Below are 16,563 nucleotides of genomic sequence, written 5' to 3'. Positions count from 1 at the left end.
GGAGTCACCCGCATGTCGCTGATGAACACCCCCCTGCACGAGCTCGACCCCGACGTCGCCGCCGCCGTCGACGCCGAGCTGCACCGCCAGCAGTCCACGCTGGAGATGATCGCCTCGGAGAACTTCGCTCCGGTCGCGGTCATGGAGGCCCAGGGCTCGGTCCTGACCAACAAGTACGCCGAGGGCTACCCGGGCCGCCGCTACTACGGCGGCTGCGAGCACGTCGACGTGGCCGAGCAGATCGCCATCGACCGGGTCAAGGACCTGTTCGGCGCCGAGTACGCCAACGTCCAGCCCCACTCGGGTGCCTCCGCCAACCAGGCCGCGCTGTTCGCGCTGGCCCAGCCCGGCGACACCATCCTCGGCCTGGACCTGGCGCACGGCGGCCACCTGACCCACGGCATGCGCCTGAACTTCTCGGGCAAGCAGTTCAACGTGGTGGCCTACCACGTGGACGAGGCCGGCCTGGTCGACATGGCCGAGGTCGAGCGGCTCGCCAAGGAGCACCGCCCGAAGGTGATCATCGCGGGCTGGTCGGCGTACCCGCGTCAGCTCGACTTCGCCGAGTTCCGCCGGATCGCGGACGAGGCCGGCTCCCTCCTGTGGGTCGACATGGCCCACTTCGCGGGTCTGGTCGCGGCGGGTCTGCACCCGAACCCGGTCCCGTTCGCCGACGTGGTCACCTCCACCACGCACAAGACGCTCGGCGGCCCCCGCGGCGGCATCATCCTGGCGAAGAAGGAGTTCGCGAAGAAGCTGAACTCCTCGGTCTTCCCGGGCTTCCAGGGCGGCCCCCTGGAACACGTGATCGCGGCCAAGGCCGTCTCCTTCAAGGTCGCCGCCTCGGACGACTTCAAGGAGCGCCAGCAGCGCACGCTGGACGGCGCGCGCATCCTGGCCGAGCGTCTGGTCCAGGACGACGTGAAGGCCGTCGGCGTGGACGTCCTGTCCGGGGGCACGGACGTGCACCTGGTCCTGGTCGACCTGCGCGACTCCGAGCTGGACGGGCAGCAGGCCGAGGACCGCCTCCACGAGGTCGGCATCACGGTCAACCGCAACGCCATCCCGAACGACCCGCGCCCGCCGATGGTCACCTCGGGCCTGCGCATCGGCACGCCCGCCCTCGCCACCCGCGGCTTCACCGCCGAGGACTTCACCGAGGTCGCGGACGTCATCGCCGAGACGCTGAAGGCGCCCTCCCCCTTCGGGGCGGCCGAGGTGGAGGCCCTGAAGGCCCGGGTGTCCGCTCTGGCCGACAAGCACCCGCTGTACCCCGGCCTGAAGTAGTTCCGCAGGGTTTCTGTCCTGTGTTTTCACCCCGTACGGTTGTTTTCGTACGGACATCCGGGGCACCGCGCACACTGGAAGCAGAGCGCGGTGCCCCGTTCCATGCAGTCCCGCACCACCTCCGTCGGACAACGGCGTCCGGCGAAACCAGCAAGGAGTTCCCGTGGCCATCTCGGTCTTCGACCTGTTCTCGATCGGCATCGGCCCGTCCAGCTCCCACACGGTGGGTCCGATGCGCGCCGCGCGCATGTTCGCCCGGCGGCTGCGCAACGAGGACCTGCTGGCCCCGGTCGCGTCGATACGCGCCGAGCTGTACGGCTCCCTGGGAGCGACCGGCCACGGCCACGGCACCCCCAAGGCGGTGCTGCTCGGTCTGGAGGGCGCCTCGCCGCGGACGGTGGACGTGGAGGGCGCCGACGAGCGGGTCGAGCAGATCAAGACCTCGGGCCGGCTCCGGCTGCTCGGCGAGCACGAGATCGGCTTCTCCTTCGACGACGACCTGGTCCTGCACCGCCGCAAGGCCCTGCCGTACCACGCCAACGGCATGACGATCTTCGCGTACGACGCGTCGGGCGGACTCGTCCTGGAGAAGACGTACTACTCGGTGGGCGGCGGCTTCGTGGTCGACGAGGACGCGGTGGGCGAGGACCGCATCAAGCTCGACGACACGGTCCTGAAGTACCCGTTCCGCACGGGTGACGAGCTGCTGCGGCTCGCGAAGGAGACCGGTCTGTCGATCTCCGCCATGATGCTGGAGAACGAGCGGGCCTGGCGCACCGAGGAGGAGATCCGCGAGGGGCTTCTCGGGATCTGGCGCGTGATGCAGGCGTGCGTCTCGCGCGGCATCACCCGCGAGGGCATCCTGCCGGGCGGGCTGCGGGTCCGCCGCCGTGCCGCCCTCTCGGCCCGCCAGCTCCGTGCCGAGGGCGATCCGCTGGCCCACGCGATGGAGTGGATCACCCTCTACGCGATGGCGGTCAACGAGGAGAACGCGGCGGGCGGCCGGGTGGTCACCGCCCCCACCAACGGCGCGGCCGGCATCATCCCGGCGGTGCTGCACTACTACATCAACTTCGTGCCGGGCGCAGACGAGGACGGGGTCGTTCGGTTCCTGCTCGCGGCCGGGGCGATCGGCATGCTCTTCAAGGAGAACGCCTCCATCTCGGGCGCCGAGGTCGGCTGCCAGGGCGAGGTCGGCTCGGCCTGCTCCATGGCGGCCGGCGCGCTCGCCGAGGTGCTGGGCGGCAGCCCGGAGCAGGTCGAGAACGCCGCCGAGATCGGCATGGAGCACAACCTCGGCCTGACCTGCGACCCGGTCGGCGGTCTCGTCCAGATCCCCTGCATCGAGCGCAACGGCATGGCCGCGGTGAAGGCCGTCACGGCGGCCCGGATGGCGATGCGCGGCGACGGCTCGCACATGGTCTCCCTCGACAAGGTCATCAAGACCATGAAGGAGACCGGCGCCGACATGAGCGTGAAGTACAAGGAGACGGCCCGGGGCGGTCTCGCGGTCAACATCATCGAGTGCTGAGCGGGTAGGTCCCGGCGGCGGCCCGCGCCGGTCAGCCGGGGCGCTCGTCCTCCGGCGCGGGGGCCTGCACGGGGGCCGCTCCCGGGCCGACCAGGACGTCACTGTGGGCGGAACGGGCCTTGGGCGGCGGGGGCGCGGCCGGTCCCGGGGCGTCCGCGGTGTCCGGGTAGAGCAGGCCGTGACGCCTGCGCGCCTCGGCCGCGGCCTCCGGTCGCGGCACCACGGTGTGTTCGGCCCGGCCGTCCGCCCGCAGGGTGGTGACCAGGCACAGGCCGTCGAGGAGGCGCGCGGTGCGCATGTGCCGGGCCGCGCCCCGCGCCCCGGCCGGCACCGCCAGACACACCTCGTCCGGGGTCTCGAACTCGGTGACCGTCAGGCCCTCGGCCCGCAGCCGTCCGCCCACCGACCGGCGTTCCCGTCCGGACCGGAAGGACCACACGTCGCTGTCCTTGAGCACGACGACCGCGGCCGCCGCCGGACCCGCCCCGACGGCCGTCCCGGCTTCCGGAACCCGGCTCCAGGGGAAGGGGCGGCACAGCAGCCGCACCCCTTCGCGCTCGGCCCAGTCCACGGCGCGCTCGTGGACGACCTTGGCGCCGTGGCGGGACATCCGGCGCACTCCCTCGTAGCTGATCCGGGTCAGGGTGCGCGCCTCCGGCACGAGGTGGGGGTCGGCGGTACACACGCCGGGCACGTCGGAGAAGAGCTCGCACGTGTCCGCGCCCAGCGTCGCGGCGGTCGCCACCGCCGAGAGGTCCGAGCTGTTGCGGCCCAGCATGACGGTCCGCCCGGCCGCGTCGACGGCCTGACCGCCGGGAACCACCGCGATCGGGCAGTCGGCCAGGGCTCTGGAGAGCGCCTCGGGACTGGCCGAGACCAGCTCCGCCCGGTCGCCGGGCCCCTCGGCGAGGAGCCCGGTGGCCGCCGCGGGCAGCGGGCAGCCGGGCACGCCCGCGGCGTCGAGCGCGGCGGCGAGCAGGGCGACGCTCACCGTCTCGCCGGCGGTCAGGAGCATCGCCGCGGCCGGGGCGGGCGGGTCGGCGGCCAGCGCGTCCAGGGTCTGCTGGAGTCTGCCCGTCGTACCGGACATCGCGCTCACCACGACGACCACCGGGCGCTCCTCCTCGGTCCCGCGACGCACCGCGTACCGGGCCACGCGGCGGTAGCCGTCGAGGTCGGCGAAGGCGGAGCCGCCGAACTTCAGCACCAGCGGCCGGGGGGCCGGGGCGCGACGGCCCGTCATCCCAGCCATCCGTTCTTCGCGGCGAGCTCCACGATCTGGAGCGCGTTCAGGGCTGCGCCCACCCACAGGTTGTCGGCGACGACCCAGAGCGCGAGGGCGCGGTCGTCCTCCGGCTCGACGCGGACACGGCCGACGTGGACCAGCGCCCGGTCCTCGCGCCGGGCGAAGACGGTGCGGGGCATGGGGTACGAGGGACTGTGGGAGCGGCGGTGGACGCGCAGGCCGGGTGTCGCGGCCAGTGCCTCCTCGACCGCCACGGCGGTGACGGGCTCGCGCAGGGCGATGTGCACCGCCTCGGAATGGCAGTCGAAGACCGGCACCCGTACCGCGGTGGCGCTCACCCGCAGGTCCGGCAGTCCGAGGATCTTGCGGGGTTCGCGCACGAGTTTGCGTTCCTCGTGCGTGCTGCCGTGTCCGTCCGGGAGCCCGATCTCGGGCACGAGGTTGAAGGCCAGCGGCTGCCCGAAGCGCCCGCCGGGGGCGCCCTGCGCGCGAGGGTCGTCCAGGACGGCCCTGGACTCCTCCGCCAGTTCCCGCAGGCCGCGCACACCGCCGCCGGAGGCCGCCTGGTAGGTCGCCACCACGACGCTCCGCAGACCGGCCAGTTCGTGCACCGGGTGCAGGGCGCGCACGAGCTGGATGGTCGAGCAGTTGGGGTTGGCCACGAGGCCGGACGCCGGCCGGTCGTCGAGCGCGGCGGGGTTGACCTGGGGCACCACGAGCGGGACGTCCGGCCGCATCCGGAACGCCGAGCTGTTGTCGACGACCAGCACGCCGGCCGAGGCCAGCCGCTCGGCCTCCCGGCCGCTGATCTCCGCGCCCGCGGAGAAGACGGCGACGTCCAGGCCGCGGGGGTCGAGTTCGTCGAGGGTGACCAGGTCCGCCAGGGGCAGGGACAGGCCCAGTTCACGGCCCAGGTCCCGGCCGACGCTGCGCGCCGATCCCACGGGCACCACCTGTTCCACGGGCACGATCCCGCCGTCGAGCAGGGCCAGGCATTCCCGGCCCACCGCTCCGGTGGCGCCGACTACCGCGATGCGCAGCATTCCCGTCCTCCTGTCGCCCCGTCCGGGGCTCAGTACCTGGTCGCGTCCGGTAAGCGGCCCCGGAAGGCCCGCCGGTACGCGTGGGGGGTGGTGCCGAGGAAGTGCACGAACTGGTAGCGCAGGGCGGCCGCGTTGGCGAATCCCGTACGGGCGGCCACGGCCTCCATCGTCTCGTCGGTGTTCTCCAGCAGCCGCTGTGCGCTCAGCACCCGCTGGGCCAGCAGCCACCGGTAGGGCGTGGTCCCGGTCTCCGCCCGGAAGCGGCGGGCGAACGTGCGCGGCGACATGCAGGCGCGGGCGGAGAGCTGCTCGACGCTGATCTCCTGGTCCAGGTGCTGTTCGGCCCAGGTCAGCACCTCGCGCACCCCGTCCTCCCCGTACTGCGCGACCGGCCGTTCGATGTACTGCGCCTGGCCGCCCTCGCGGTGCGGGGGTACGACCATGCGCCGGGCGATGGCGTTGGCGACGTCGCTGCCCTGGAGCTTGCGCACGAGGTGGAGGCAGGCGTCGATCCCGGCGGAGGTGCCGGCCGAGGTGAGGATCGGGTCCTCGTCGACGTACAGCACGCCCGGTTCGACATGGGCCTTCGGATAGCGCTCGGTGAGTGCCTCGGCGTACCGCCAGTGCGTGGTGCAGCGGCGTCCGTCGAGCAGCCCGGCCGCGCCCAGGACGAAGGCGCCGACACAGACGCTGACCACCCGGGCGCCGCGGGCCACCGCCTGGCGCAGGGCCTCCAGCAGGGCGGGCGGAAACTCCCGGGTGTGGAAGTCGTCCCCCACCGGTATGGCGATGAGGTCGGCCTCCTCCAGCCGGTCGAGGCCGTAGGGCGTGCTGATGGTGAATCCGGGCACCGCCCGCACCGACGGGGATTCCGCGGCGACGAGCGCGAAGTCGTAGGCGGGCAGCCCCTCTTCACGGCGGTCGATCCCGAATACCTCACATACGACACCCAGCTCGAAGGGATGGACGTTGTCGAGCAGGACCGCGGCTACGTTCTTCAGCATGTTTTCCAATGTGGCAGTAATACATGGTGTTCTGACAGTCCCTCCGCTGTCGCTTGGCCGGATCAGCCCTCATACTCACGGCATGGACCCGGAAGCGCGTCGGGATTCACCCGCCGGCGCTCATGGGTGGGACACATCGTCGACGGGCTGGCCGATGGACACGATCCCGCTGCGGATACCCATGACGACGGCTTGCGTCCGATCGGACGCGCCGACCTTCATGAAGACCGCGGACAAATGGTTCTTCACCGTCTTCTCGGATATGCCGAGTGCCTTCGCCACACGCCGATTCGAATTCCCCTGGGAGATGAGGACGAGAATTTGACGTTCGCGGGCCGTCAGCACGGCGAGGGCCTGTCGTGTCCCGGTCGCCTCCGGGGAGGGCGGCTGGGCGGGGACGGCGCCGCGGCGGCCGTCGGCCCGTAAGTCCTCGATCAACTGCTCCTGGGCCTCGAGGGCGTCCTGCGCCTCACCCAGGGCCTTGTGGACCTTGGCGACACCTTCGGCCAGGGCCGTCACGGGCTGCGCCGGTGCCCCGCAGACCGCACAGCACTGCCGGGTCCCCAGTTCCTCGACCGACCCGCGCACAACAGGCGACATCAGATGAACTCCCTCCACCGAGGTGAATTGACCGGACCGCTCTTCTCCGTAGGGCCGAAATCGTGCGAAGGAAACCCGGGTACCGCGTCAGGAAGGAAGCTGCGCGTGGATCGCCACCGTCTTGCACCGCGTGTATTCACGCAGCGCCTCCAGGCCCTTCTCGACTCCGATTCCCGAGCGCCGGTAGCCGCCGAACGGCAGCTCGACTCCCCCGGCCGCGCTGTAGTTGTTCACGAACACCTGCCCCACCCGGAGCCGCGCGGCGAGCCAGTGGGCCCGGGTCACGTCGGACGTCCACACTCCGGCGGCCAGCCCGTACGTGGTGTGTTCCGCGAGGGCGACCGCTTCCTCCAGCGAGTCGAAGACCGAGACGCACAGGACGGGACCGAATATCTCCTCGTTGAACACCCGGTGTTCCGGGGTGACCTGATCGAGGATGGTGGGCTCCACGAAGAAGCCCTCGGCACAGGCCTTCCCCCGGGGGACACCACCGCCCGTGCGGAGAACGGCGTCGCGCCGGCCGCCGGCCAGGTGGCCGAGCACCCGCTCGCGCTGTCCCGCGGAGATGAGCGGCCCCATGTCGGGATCGGCCGCTCCCGGCCCGATGGTCAGGGCGCGGAACCGCTCGACGAGCGCGTCCACCAGTTCACGGTGGACGGACCGGTGGACGAGCAGCCTGCTGCCGGCCGAGCAGTTCTGCCCCGCGTGCTCGGTGATCGACTCCACGATCTGCGGCACCGCGCGTTCGGCGTCGAAGTCGGGGAGCACGAGGTGCGGGGACTTCCCGCCGAGCTCCAGGGTGACCGGCACGATGGTGCGCGCCGCCGCGGTCATCACGGCCTCGCCGACCTCCCGCGAGCCGGTGAAGGCCAGCCGGTCCAGGCCGGGATGCGCGGCGAGTGCGGCGCCGGCCTCCGTTCCGTAGCCCGGTACGACGTTCAGGGCGCCCGCCGGAAGTCCCGCCTCCTCGGCGATCTCCACCAGCCTGAGCGAGGTCAGCGGCGCGTCCTCGGCGGGCTTGAGGACACAGCAGTTTCCGGCCGCGAGGGCGGGTGCCAGGGTCCTGGCCGCTATCTGGAGCGGGTAGTTCCAGGGGATGATGTGCCCGCACACGCCGTAGGGCTCGCGCAGGGTGAAGGCCGGCCGGTCCGGCCGGTGCTGGATGGTCTCGCCGCCGAGGCTCTCCACGGCGTTGGCGTAGAACTCGAAGTAGCGGGCGGCGATGTCGGCGTCGGTGAGCGACTGGCGCAGCGGCTTGCCGGTGTCGAGCGTCTCCAGTGCGGCGAGTTCGCCGCGCCGGGAGCGCAGGGCCTCGGCGATGCGGTGGCAGATCCGGGAGCGCTCGACCGGTGTGGCGAACCGCCAGGCCGTCTCATGGGTGTGCCGGGCCGCTTCCACCGCCGCCCCGATCTCGGCCGGGCCGCAGCGGGCGACGCGGGCGACGGTGCGGGCGTCCGACGGATCGAGGACGTCGATCCACCGGTCCGTGGGAACCTGCTTCCCCGCGATGACGGCCGGGTGTTCCGGTATTGATGCATCACTCACGGGTGCATCCAGCTCCTTGGCGTGGGGGCGCACTTCTTCGGTGGGTCAGTGGGTCATCGAACCGGCGATGACCCGCTCGAGATCACGTGAGGCGACGTCACGCGGGCAGCACACCAGCAGCCGCCGCTGTTTGAGGGCGCCCTCGACGAGGCCGGGGAGGTCTTTGGCGGAGTAGCCGAAGTCCCGCAGCCCGGTGGGTCCCCCGGTGTCCGCGACGATGCTCAGCAGGGTGGCCGACAGCACGTCCGAACCGTTCGCCGCCGTCACCCCGTTGAGGTTCGCGCCGAGCAACTCGGCCGCGCGCAGGTGGCGTTCGGGAGAGGTCGGGTAGGTGAACTCGAAGGCCGCGGCCGCGGTGGAGACGACGGCCGCCCCGTGCGGCACCATGGCGTGGTCGACCTCGTACCCGTCGGGCCGGTAGTCGCGCACCATCCCCGCCACGGGGTAGGCGCAGGCGTGCGGGATGTGTGTGCCCGCGTTGCCGAATCCCATGCCCGCGAAGCTCGCGGCCCGGCTCATTCCCGTACGGGCCTCCAGGTCGTCGGGGTTGAGCACGGCGCGCCGGAGATGGCGGCCGACCAGTTCCAGCGCCTGTTCCGCCCATACGTCGCTGATCGGGTTGGCGCCGATGTACAGCGGCCGGTCGGCGGGCGTGGGATACGGGGGGCGCCGGTCGTAGGCGCGGGCCGTGTACGACTCGCAGGCGTGGGTCAGGACGTCGTAGCCCGAGGAGGCGGTGACGGCCGGGGGCAGCGTCAGGGTGTTGGCCGGGTCGACGAGCGCCAGGGACGGCATCAGCCGCAGGTCGCTGATGCCCGTCTTCACGTTCAGGTCCGTCACCCCGAGGGCGACCATGGCGGTGCACTCGCTGCCGCTGCCGGCGGTGGTGGGCACCGCGACCAGGGGCTTGAGCGGGCCCGGGACCGGGGCTCCGGCGCCGATCGGGGCGTTCAGGTAGTCGCGTACCGGGCGGCCGGGGTGACTGAGCAGCAGGTTCAGCATCTTGGCGGTGTCGATCGAGCTGCCGCCGCCGAGCCCGACGTAGCCGTCCACCTGGAGGGCTTCCAGCTCACGGGCCGCCTCGGCGACGCTCGTGTCGGTGGGTTCGACCCGGGCCCGGTCGAAGAGCGTGACCGAGATCCCCTCCTGCTCGATCTGCTTGGCGACACGGGCCGGCAGGCCGAGCCCGGCGAGGACGGGATCGGTCACCAGCAGCACCGAGGCGACACCCGCTCTGCGCAGTTCGTGTCCGAGGTCCCCGGTGGCGCCGACCCCGAATTTCAGCGGCGGGGCCTGCCAGGCCACTATTCGTTCGTGTTCCGGCGTCCGACCGCCCCACCCGAGCGATTCCACAGTCCGTCCCCGCCTTCATCGACTTGACTCGGAATTCCGACCGAGAAATTGCATGACGAACGGCGACGCGCACCCAGACGTCTCGGCCGACTCGGCGAATCGACGTCACCTTCACACAGAATTTCGACCAGGCGTGGGCCACAGTAGCCAGTCGGCCTGAGTCCCGCCATAGGTCCCTTGCCCTATGACAGAAACGGCTCAATCACAACCACCGGCACATATCGGAAGTCAGCGGATCAACACCCCGGTCCGCGCCCCCGCACCGGCCCGGCGGGGCGCCGGCCCACGGGGCGCCGCTGGCAGTAAATCGTGGTTGCGTGTCAGTTCCGCCACTGTCGCCGGAGCCGTCCCGGCCAGCAGAGTTGAGTCATGAAGTCCACTGGGCGGCGGTACGTGATCGTCGTAGACGGCTACCACATCAGGGACGGCGACGACCGGGGCTTCGCCAGCGCCTTCCGGGCCCGGGGCGTGCTGCCGGTCACCGTCATGAGCACCCCACAGCCACTGGCGAAATTCGTCAAGAAGAACATCTGGTACCCCGACGACTTCGAAGCCGTGCATTATTACGACGGCGACTTCGAAGCAATGGCAAAGCTTGTGGAATCTTATGACCCGGTGGGGATCGTCACCGGCAACGAGAGCGGAGTCGAATTCGCCGCGCGGCTCGTGGAACGTCTGATGCCACAGTTCCAGAACGTACCCGGCACCGCCAAATACCAGCGCCACAAAGGCGAGATGGCACTCGCCCTGGAGCGCGCCGGAGTGCCCGGTCCGCGCACCCTGTCGACCGCCGACCCCGCCGAGGCCGCCGCGTGGATCGAGTCGAGCGGCCTCACCGGCCGGCCTCTCATCCTGAAGCCGCCGCACAGCGCCGGGACCGACAACGTGCACTTCGTGCCGGCCGGCGGCGAGTGGCTCGGCCACTTCACCCACATCCTCGGCCAGGTCAACGGCTTCGAGCTGCGCAACGACACCGTGATCGTGCAGGAGTTCCTGGAGGGACCCGAGTACATCGTCGACCTGTACTCGGTGGACGGGCGGCACGGCCTGGTCGACACCTGCGTCTACGCCAAGCACGACCGGGGGCCCCGCTACGGCATCTACGACGTCGCCGACTTCCTGGCCCCCGACCACCCCGACGTGACGGTCCTCGCTCCCTACGTGATGCGCGCCGCCGACGCCGTCGGCATCCGCAACGGCTCCACGCACGCCGAGGCGATCATGACGCCGGACGGCCCCCGCCTGGTGGAGCTGGCCGCCCGCTACTCGGGGAGCTGCATGATGATCTCCGGGTCCCTGGCCACCGGCGACAACCAGATCGAGCGGACCGTCCGGCACGTCCTCGACGGGGAGTTCGTGCCGTCGTTCGAGCTCGTCAAGGAGGTCCGCACGCTCTGGCTCTGCTCGGACCTGGCGGGACCGGTGCACAACATGGAGATCCTCCGGGCGATCGCCGACCTGCCCACCACCTACTCCATGTCGATCCCGCCCGAGGGCCGGGACATGCCGCTCACCAACGACGTGACCACCAGCCTGGGCTGGGTCATCCAGGGCGCCGACGACTGGGGCGCCATCGAGAAGGACTCGGCCCGCATCCGGGAGCTGGAACGGACGTGGAACGCGGTACGCGTCGAGGACGCGGCCGGCGATGGGGGGACCGCCTGACATGCCGGGCCAGTCGTTCGGGGCCCACGTACCCCACCTCCTGCTCATCTGTCCCCGCCACGACATCCTGGGCAAGTTCGTCGGCCTGCCGGTCGCCCTCACCGTGGTCCACCGCCCCGGCGGGGACCGGGAGCTGGAGGAATCCCTCGCCCTCGCGGTGGTCGACGCCGACTTCACCGACCCGAAGGCGCTGCTCGCCGTCGCCCGCGAGGTGCACGCCAGACGTCCCGTGGACGCGGTGCTCGGGCTCACCGAGCTCTCGCTGCGCCCGGCGAGCGTGGTGGCCGAGGCGCTCGGGGCGCGCGGCAACTCGCCCGCCACGCTCGCGCTGACCCAGGACAAGGCCGCCATGCGCGCGCATTTGCGGGACCGCGGCCTCGGCACGGTGGCCCACCGGGTGTGCTCCACCGTCGAGGAGGTCCGGGCCCTGCTCCGCGGCGCTCCCGCCGGGGTGATCCTCAAACCGGTCGAGGGCAACGGCGGAACGGGCGTGCATCTCGTGCGCACGGAGGCGGAGCTGGACCGGGCGTGGGCCTGGACCAGCGGCGCCCGGACCGGTTTCGCCTGGCCGCAGGGCGCGTCCGCGTCCACCGTGCTGGCCGAGGAGTTCCTCACCGGCCAGGAGTTCAGCGTCGAGTCGCTGTCGGCCGCCGGGCGCCACCAGGTGCTCGCCGTCACCCGGAAGCACACCTCGGGTGCCCCGCACTTCGTGGAGACCGGCCACGACCTGCCCGCGCCGCTGCCGCCGGACCGGCACCGGACGGTCGTCGACGCGGCGGTGAAGGCCCTGGACGCCGTCGGCTACGCCTGGGGCCCCTGCCACACGGAGGTGATGCTCGCCGAGGACGGCGAGCGCGCCACCGTCGTCGAGATCAACGCCCGGCAGGGCGGCGACCAGATCTGGGAGCTGGTCCACCACGTCACGGGCGTCGACATGCTCCAGGGCGCCGTCCTCGCGCTCGCCCACGGCGTCCTGCCAGGGCCGGCCACGGGTCACGCGGGCGGCGCCTCGATCCGCTACCTCACCCCCCGGCCCGGCCGGGTCGCCGAGGTGACGGGCGTGGCGGAGGCCCTGGCCATGGAAGGCGTCATCCGCGTCGGCGAACTCCCCTCGGCGGGCGACGACCTGGTGGCGCTCGGCGACTCCTGGAACCGGGCCGGGCACGTCGTCGCCGCGGGCCCCGACCCCAAGACCGCCGCCGACGCGGCCGACGCGGCGGCCGCACGGATCGTCGTCCGCACCGACGAGGAGGGGGCTCGGTGACCTCCGAGAAGGGAGACGGGGTGACGCTCGCCGGGAACCACGGGCCCCGGGCCGAGCGCGCCCCGGGGACGCGGCCCGGCCGTTTCCTCACGGGCCGGGGTCCGGCGTACGTCGTCATCCTCGGCCGCTTCACCACCAACATCGGCTTCTTCATGGTCGTGCCGTTCCTCGCGGTGCACCTGACCAAGGACGAGGGGCTGAGCAGCTTCCAGACCGGTCTGCTCTTCGCCGTCATGGAGTTCACCCGGCGTGGGCTCGGCATCCCGTCCGGCTGGGTCAGCGACCGCTTCGGCGCCGCCCGGATCCTGAGCCTCGGGCTCGCCGTCGAGGCGGGCGCGTACGTCGTGTTCACCGTGGCGGGCGGCAGCTTCGCCGTCTGGGGCGCGGCCGTCGCGCTGCTCGGCGTCGGCGGCTCCCTCAACAACAACGGCGCGCGCAGCGTCCTCGCCTCCAGCAAGTCCGGCGGGGTCGCGGCCAACCTCAGCCGCTACTACGTGTCGATCAACGGGGCGGCCCTGATCGGCCCGTTGATCGGCACCGCGCTGATGGCGGCCGACGCGATGAAGGCCGGGTTCCTCATCGCCGCCGCGCTGCACCTGGGATTCGCCGTGACCTCCGCGGTGCTGCTGCGCGGGCTGCACGCCACGAACGCGGCGCCCATCAGACCCGCCGCCATGGCCGAGGCGCTGCGCGACCGGCCGCTGATGATCTTCTGCTCGCTCGCGGTCGGCGGCTGGTTCCTCATCACCCAGTACCGGGTCGCGCTGCCGCTGACCGTCGTCCACCAGAAGCTCGACTCCGACCTGGTCGGCCTGCTCACCGCGGGCAACGCCGTCGTGGTGATGCTGACCGTGTGGCTGATCGGCTCACGCGTCGAGAAGCGCTCCACGATCGGCCGCCTGGACCTGTTCGCGGCGTCCGGGGTGCTGCTCGGCGGCGGCTGGCTGCTGTGCTCGGTCGACGGGATCAGCCCCGTCGTCGCCGCCGTGATCGTCACCTCGATCGGCGAGTCGCTCTTCTGCGGGGTGGTCGACGCGGTCGTCGCGGGCCTGGCGACCGAGGGCCGTACCGGCCTCTATCTGGGCTACTCCACGATGGCCTGGGGCGTCGGCGGCATGCTGGGCGGCTTCGTCGGCGGCGGCTTCGACCTGGCCGCCGGCCATGGCGCGCTGTCGCTGTTCTGGCTGGTGCTGGCCCTCGTGGGAGTCGGCTACGGGGTGGGCACCCGCGTGGTGCGCCGCCCGCTCGCCGAGGCGGTGGACCGGCGCCGGACCGCCGGGGCCGCGCCGGCCGGCCCACCGTCCCCGTCCGGCTGACCGGCCCGGACCGGACCGCCCGCCCCGTCCGGGTCCGGACGCCTGGAACCGGCCCGGACCACGAACCGGCCGGACCGCCCGGTCCGGGCGCCTCCGACGCTCGTGCACGACGACCCGGAACACACCCCCGAACACCGACCGAGAAGGAGGCCGCATGCCGCCCAAGGCGTTGCGCGCACAGGTGCGCGAACTGATGGGCCGGGCTCAGGAGGACCTGCGGGACCTGGTCGCGCACCGGTCCGTCGCCGACCCCCGGCAGTATCCGGTGGAGGAGTGCGAGAGTGCCGCGACCCTGGTCGCACGGCTGTTCGCCGGAGCCGGCGTCCCCGGGACGCGGCTGCTGGACACCCCGGACGGCAGCAAGGCGGTGTACGGGCATCTGCCGGCCGCCCCCGGCTTCCCCACCGTCCTCCTCTACAGCCACTACGACGTCCAGCCGCCGCTCGACGAGCCCGCCTGGACCACCCCGGTGTGGACCCTGACCGAGCGCGCCGACGGCCGCTGGTACGGGCGCGGGGCCGCCGACTGCAAGGGCAACATCGTCATGCAGCTCACCGCGCTGCGGGCGCTCGGCGACCTGACCGGGCTCGGGGTGGGCGTCAAGGTCATATCCGAGGGCGCCGAGGAGCAGAGCACCGGTGGCCTCGCCACCCTGATCCGGGAGAACCCGAAGCTCCTGTACGCCGACACCGTGCTCGTGTGCGACACCGGCAACTCCGCCGCCGGGCTGCCGACAGCCACCACCGACCTGCGGGGCGTCGTGCACGCCACCGTCACCGTCCGCTCGCTGGCCGGGCCGGTGCACTCGGGCTCCTTCGGCGGCCCCGCCCCCGACCCGCTCAACGCGCTGATCGCGATGCTCGCCACCCTGCACGACGCCGCCGGGAACACGACCGTCGACGGCCTCGACAACAGCGGGCGCTGGCAGGGCGCGGAGTATCCCGCCGAGCGCTACCGCCACGACATCGGGGCGCGCGACGGCGTCCGGCTGCTGGGCGACGGCAGTGTGGCGGACATGCTGTGGGCCAGGCCCGCCCTCACCGTCGTCGGCATCGACTGCCCGCCGGTGGTCGGATCCGCCCCCGCCGTGCTCGGCGAGGTCACGGCCAAGCTCAATCTGCGCATCCCCTACGGAACCGAGCCGGACGCCGCCTGGGAGGCGCTGAAGGCGCATCTGGAGCGGGCGGCCCCCTGGGAGGTCGAGGTGGAGACCGTCCGGCTCTCCTCCAGCCGCCCCTTCCGGGCCCGCACCGACGGCCCGGCCTACGCGCATCTGGCCGAGGCGATGCGGGAGGCGTTCGGGCGGGAGCTGACGACGGCGGGGCAGGGCGGCTCGATCCCCACCTGCGACGCGCTGCAGGAGACCTTCCCGGACGCGGAGATCGCGCTGATCGGGGTCGAGGAGCCGCAGTGCCTCATCCACGCGCCCGACGAGAGCGTGGACCCCGAGGAGATCGAACGCATGGCGCTCGCCCTCGCACTGTTCCTGGAGTCCGTGGGAGAGCGGTCGTGACCGGACTGGCGGGACGTCATGTCACGTTCGGCGAGGCGGACATGGCGGATCACCTGGACCGGCTCGGCCGGGCGGCTCCCGATCTGCACGCGTGCGTCGACCCGGAACGGGCCCGGGCCTGGGCCCGCCTGGCCGAAGCCGACGACTTCAAGGACGACTTCGGCGCGGACGGGGCCGGCGGCCGGGGCTCCTCGTACATCCGCGCGCAGGCCCGCAACCTCACCGCACGGGCGCAGGGCATCCACCATCTGCTCTCGCTGGTGCCGGCCCGGACCGACCGGCGGCCCGCCGTCGTCGTGGACGTGCTCGGCGGCGACGGCCTGGTCCGCAGGGTCGCGGACGCCCGGGGCCTGACCGGCCTGTCCGTGCTGACGTGCGACGCCTCCCCGTACATGGTGCGCGCCGCCTGGGCGGCCCACTGTCCGGCGCTGGTGCAGCGCGCCGACCGGCTGCTGATGCGCGGCGGCAGTGTCGACGCGGTCCTCGTCGCCTACGGGTCGCACCACATCGCCGCCGAGGACCGCGCCGAACTCGTCCACGAGGCGTACCGGGTGCTGCGGCCCGGCGGGGTCCTGCTGCTCCACGACTTCCTCGTGGGGTCCCCGATGGAGACCTGGTTCCAGGACGTGGTCGACCCGTACTCGCGGACGGGCCACGCCTTCGATCACTTCACCCGGGAGGAGATGGGGGGCTACCTGACGAAGGCGGGCTTCGAGTCGGGTGAGGTGACCGAGATGGCCGACCCGTACGTGGCGACGGCGGCCACGGCCCGGGAGGCCGAACTGGAGTTGGGGCGCTACCTGCTGGACATGTACGGCCTCGCCGCGATCGAGCGGCGGCACGCGGCGGACGCGGCCCGTCACACCGTCGAGCTGGCCAAGTCGGTCTTCCGCGAACGGCGCGCCGACGGGTCCCTGGAGTCGTTCTCGGCCGCGTACGACCCGTCCGCCCGCTCATGGACCTGCACACTGCCGAGAACGGCCGTCCTCGCGATCGGCCGGAAATCCCCCTGAGGCGGCACCGTGACGGAACCGGACCGGCGCACGCGGCCGGTCCGGGCCGGCGCGGTTCGGTGCGGGCCGACGCGGCCCGACGCGACCCCGACCGGCGGCGTTCGGCGATCGGTGTGCGGCGGGCGAGTCGGCCGGTGGGGTCGGGGTGACATGGCGGGGGGCCCCCCCCCGGGTGGGCCCCGG

General features: G+C 72.4%; 13 protein-coding genes. 7 read left to right on the top strand and 6 right to left on the bottom strand.

Features of this window, described 5'->3' with window-relative positions:
- Positions 1 to 12 precede the first annotated feature (12 nt).
- Positions 13 to 1,287 (top strand): serine hydroxymethyltransferase, encoded by a 1,275-nt coding sequence (gene glyA / locus ACFXGX_RS09355; protein ID WP_384787062.1) that lies wholly within the window; start codon positions 13 to 15, stop codon positions 1,285 to 1,287.
- A 163-nt stretch (positions 1,288 to 1,450) separates the two neighbouring features.
- Entirely contained in the window at positions 1,451 to 2,818 is a 1,368-nt protein-coding gene (locus ACFXGX_RS09350) for an L-serine ammonia-lyase (protein WP_384787059.1), read from the top strand.
- 31 nt (positions 2,819 to 2,849) lie between these two features.
- Here ACFXGX_RS09350 and ACFXGX_RS09345 read toward each other — a convergent pair whose 3' ends face one another.
- The 6 genes from ACFXGX_RS09345 to ACFXGX_RS09320 form a co-directional block, all read right to left on the bottom strand.
- Positions 2,850 to 4,061, bottom strand: coding sequence for a hypothetical protein (locus tag ACFXGX_RS09345; protein WP_384787056.1), 1,212 nt, complete (start codon positions 4,059 to 4,061; stop codon positions 2,850 to 2,852).
- A complete protein-coding gene (locus ACFXGX_RS09340; RefSeq protein ID WP_384787053.1) occupies positions 4,058 to 5,107 on the bottom strand; it encodes an aspartate-semialdehyde dehydrogenase in 1,050 nt (349 codons plus the stop codon). The genes ACFXGX_RS09345 and ACFXGX_RS09340 overlap by 4 nt, the downstream gene beginning before the upstream one ends.
- 29 nt (positions 5,108 to 5,136) lie before the next feature.
- A complete protein-coding gene (locus ACFXGX_RS09335) occupies positions 5,137 to 6,111 on the bottom strand; it encodes a GlxA family transcriptional regulator (RefSeq protein ID WP_384787050.1) in 975 nt (324 codons plus the stop codon).
- 120 nt (positions 6,112 to 6,231) lie between these two features.
- Complete coding sequence (locus ACFXGX_RS09330; protein WP_384787047.1) at positions 6,232 to 6,711, bottom strand: response regulator transcription factor; 480 nt, start codon at positions 6,709 to 6,711, stop codon at positions 6,232 to 6,234.
- A gap of 87 nt (positions 6,712 to 6,798) precedes the next feature.
- Positions 6,799 to 8,256: an aldehyde dehydrogenase family protein gene (locus ACFXGX_RS09325; RefSeq protein WP_384787044.1), complete on the bottom strand. Its 1,458-nt coding sequence runs from the start codon at positions 8,254 to 8,256 to the stop codon at positions 6,799 to 6,801.
- A 45-nt stretch (positions 8,257 to 8,301) separates the two neighbouring features.
- Positions 8,302 to 9,561, bottom strand: coding sequence for a hydroxyacid-oxoacid transhydrogenase (locus ACFXGX_RS09320; protein ID WP_384787041.1), 1,260 nt, complete (start codon positions 9,559 to 9,561; stop codon positions 8,302 to 8,304).
- 417 nt (positions 9,562 to 9,978) lie between these two features.
- Here ACFXGX_RS09320 and ACFXGX_RS09315 point away from each other — a divergent pair, with 417 nt between their 5' ends.
- From ACFXGX_RS09315 to ACFXGX_RS09295, 5 genes are all read left to right on the top strand, one after another.
- Positions 9,979 to 11,274 carry an ATP-grasp domain-containing protein gene (locus ACFXGX_RS09315; RefSeq protein ID WP_384787038.1) on the top strand — a complete coding sequence of 432 codons (1,296 nt, stop codon included), beginning with the start codon at positions 9,979 to 9,981 and terminating at the stop codon, positions 11,272 to 11,274.
- Entirely contained in the window at positions 11,258 to 12,538 is a 1,281-nt protein-coding gene (locus ACFXGX_RS09310; RefSeq protein ID WP_384787036.1) for an ATP-grasp domain-containing protein, read from the top strand. Before ACFXGX_RS09315 ends, ACFXGX_RS09310 begins: the two co-directional genes overlap by 17 nt.
- The gene (locus tag ACFXGX_RS09305; protein ID WP_384787033.1) at positions 12,535 to 13,854 is read left to right on the top strand and encodes an MFS transporter; all 1,320 of its coding nucleotides are present in this window, start codon (positions 12,535 to 12,537) and stop codon (positions 13,852 to 13,854) included. The genes ACFXGX_RS09310 and ACFXGX_RS09305 overlap by 4 nt, the downstream gene beginning before the upstream one ends.
- 154 nt (positions 13,855 to 14,008) lie before the next feature.
- Complete coding sequence (locus ACFXGX_RS09300) at positions 14,009 to 15,367, top strand: dipeptidase (RefSeq protein ID WP_384787031.1); 1,359 nt, start codon at positions 14,009 to 14,011, stop codon at positions 15,365 to 15,367.
- Positions 15,364 to 16,380, top strand: a complete 1,017-nt coding sequence (locus ACFXGX_RS09295) for a class I SAM-dependent methyltransferase (RefSeq protein ID WP_384787028.1) — start codon at positions 15,364 to 15,366, stop codon at positions 16,378 to 16,380. The genes ACFXGX_RS09300 and ACFXGX_RS09295 overlap by 4 nt, the downstream gene beginning before the upstream one ends.
- The last annotated feature ends 183 nt before the right edge of the window (positions 16,381 to 16,563 follow it).

Source organism: Streptomyces sp. NPDC059371, from assembly GCF_042751995.1.
Classification (GTDB): Bacteria; Actinomycetota; Actinomycetes; order Streptomycetales; family Streptomycetaceae; genus Streptomyces.
This window is presented reverse-complemented; position numbering and strand designations above follow the sequence as displayed.